The organism is Desulfobacterium sp. N47 (assembly GCF_051233685.1).
Taxonomy (GTDB): Bacteria; Desulfobacterota; Desulfobacteria; order Desulfobacterales; family RPRI01; genus RPRI01.
The window spans coordinates 1-1,667 of record NZ_JBAMMY010000192.1; the positions used below are offsets into that span (position 1 = coordinate 1).

Annotated in this window: 3 protein-coding genes; all 3 read left to right on the forward strand. The window is 34.4% G+C overall.

All coding sequences use genetic code 11. The features are described from left to right. The first annotated feature begins 154 nt into the window (after positions 1–154). Positions 155–514 (forward strand): nucleotidyltransferase family protein, encoded by a 360-nt coding sequence (locus VXK47_RS12545; RefSeq protein WP_435549127.1) that lies wholly within the window; start codon positions 155–157, stop codon positions 512–514. Continuing rightward, on the forward strand, positions 475–1,098 hold the full coding sequence (locus VXK47_RS12550; RefSeq protein ID WP_435549128.1) for a HEPN domain-containing protein: 624 nt from the start codon (positions 475–477) through the stop codon (positions 1,096–1,098). Before VXK47_RS12545 ends, VXK47_RS12550 begins: the two co-directional genes overlap by 40 nt. Before the next feature lie 155 nt (positions 1,099–1,253). Next, the coding region (locus VXK47_RS12555; RefSeq protein WP_435549129.1) for an ArsR family transcriptional regulator at positions 1,254–1,667 on the forward strand (414 nt) is incomplete at its 3' end.

The window sequence follows — 1,667 nt, forward strand, 5'->3', positions numbered from 1 at the left end:
TCGTAACATGAAAGAACACCCGTGATTTGCTCTTTATATCGTTCGGTAATCAACATACTAAACCTCCATGCTAAAAATGTTACACTCATTTTAGCATGGTTTAACTAAAAATTCTTGGTTCCGGCTTGTCCGGGTTAGGAATTATCAATTAAATATGAGAAAAAAGCAGAATAAAGCGATAGAAGAATATGCGAAATTTTTGAAAAAGATGTATGGTATGGCTGTCTTAAAGGCTGTGGTGTTTGGGTCTTGTGCACGGGGAGAAGATAACAAAAATTCCGATGTGGATATTCTTATCATTATTTCAGATCAGTACGCGGAATTGAAAGATGAGATAGGCATGTCTTCCTATGAGATTGCATTGAAAAACAACGTGGTGTTTTCACCAATTGTTATGGATGAAAGCACCTACAAATGGTATCAGATCAATAAAGACCCTTTCTATAAAAACATACGCAAAGATGGAATCGAAATTTGGACAAAAGAATCAAAGAGCTTATTAAAGTTCGCTTAGAAAAAGCCAGAGAGGATATTGATACGGCTGTTGAATTGTTATCTTTAAAACGGTACAGGGCCGCAGTGAATAGATCCTATTATGCACTTTTTAGTGTTACCACGGCCGTACTACTTACAAAAAGGCTGGAACGATCAAAACATTCCGGAGTGGAGGCTGCATTTAACCAGCATTTTATTAAAACCGGCATTATAGAAATAGAATATGGAAAGATATTCAATTATATTAGACGAAAGAGAGAAGAAAGTGATTATACTGTAAAAGTTATGATCGATAAAGAAACAGCATCGCTTCACAGAGAGATTGCAAAAAAGCTTAGAATATATAATGAATTGTGGGATATACCGAAGCGTAATTTAACTAAATGGAAAAAAAATAGAGGTGCAGAGTCTGCTGCCATCATTGAGTGGGAAAATATTTTTAAAATAAAAACCAAAGAAGAAATATTATCCATTCTTGAGGGCGATAACGAAGAATCAATCAGGCTTCGTTCTTCAAGCCCGTTCACAGGAATATTGAATGAGAATGAAAGAAGGGAAATATTTGGATTCTATAATAAGAAATATAAAAACGACCAATTATAATTTTTTTGTTATCATTATCCGTCATGCTCTACTGCTTCAGCACTAGCTAATCATCCATTATCCAGAATTTAAAATTCAGGAAAAATATCACAAAATACTTGACAAGCATTTCCGGCTATTTTATGAGTAATATAACTACTCATTAAGGGGCTTATGTGGAGAATTTATTTTCAGGTTTAATATCATCCAAAACAAGGATTAAACTTATAACCAGGTTTTTTTTTAATCCTGAAGCAAAATCATATCTTAGAGAACTTGCCAGAGAATTTGATGTTTCAAGCAATTCAATACGTGAAGAACTAAATCAACTAACAAATACTAACCTATTAATATCAGAAAAAATAGGTCGCAAAATACATTATATGGCAAATAAAGAGCACCCGATATTTCCTGAACTTAAATCAATGGTTGGCAAGGTAATGGGAATTGACCAGGTTATAGACGGTATAGTGGGAAGGCTTGGAGAACTTGAACGTGCATACCTTATTGATGATTATGCCGAAGGTAAGGACAGCGGAATTATAGACCTCTTGCTTATTGGCAATATCGACCAGTTTCACCTTAATGAT

Excerpts from the sequence above, each read along its gene's own strand:
- VXK47_RS12545 (WP_435549127.1), top strand. The coding sequence starts at position 155 with ATGAGAAAAAAGCAGAATAAAGCGATAGAAGAATATGCGAAATTTTTG.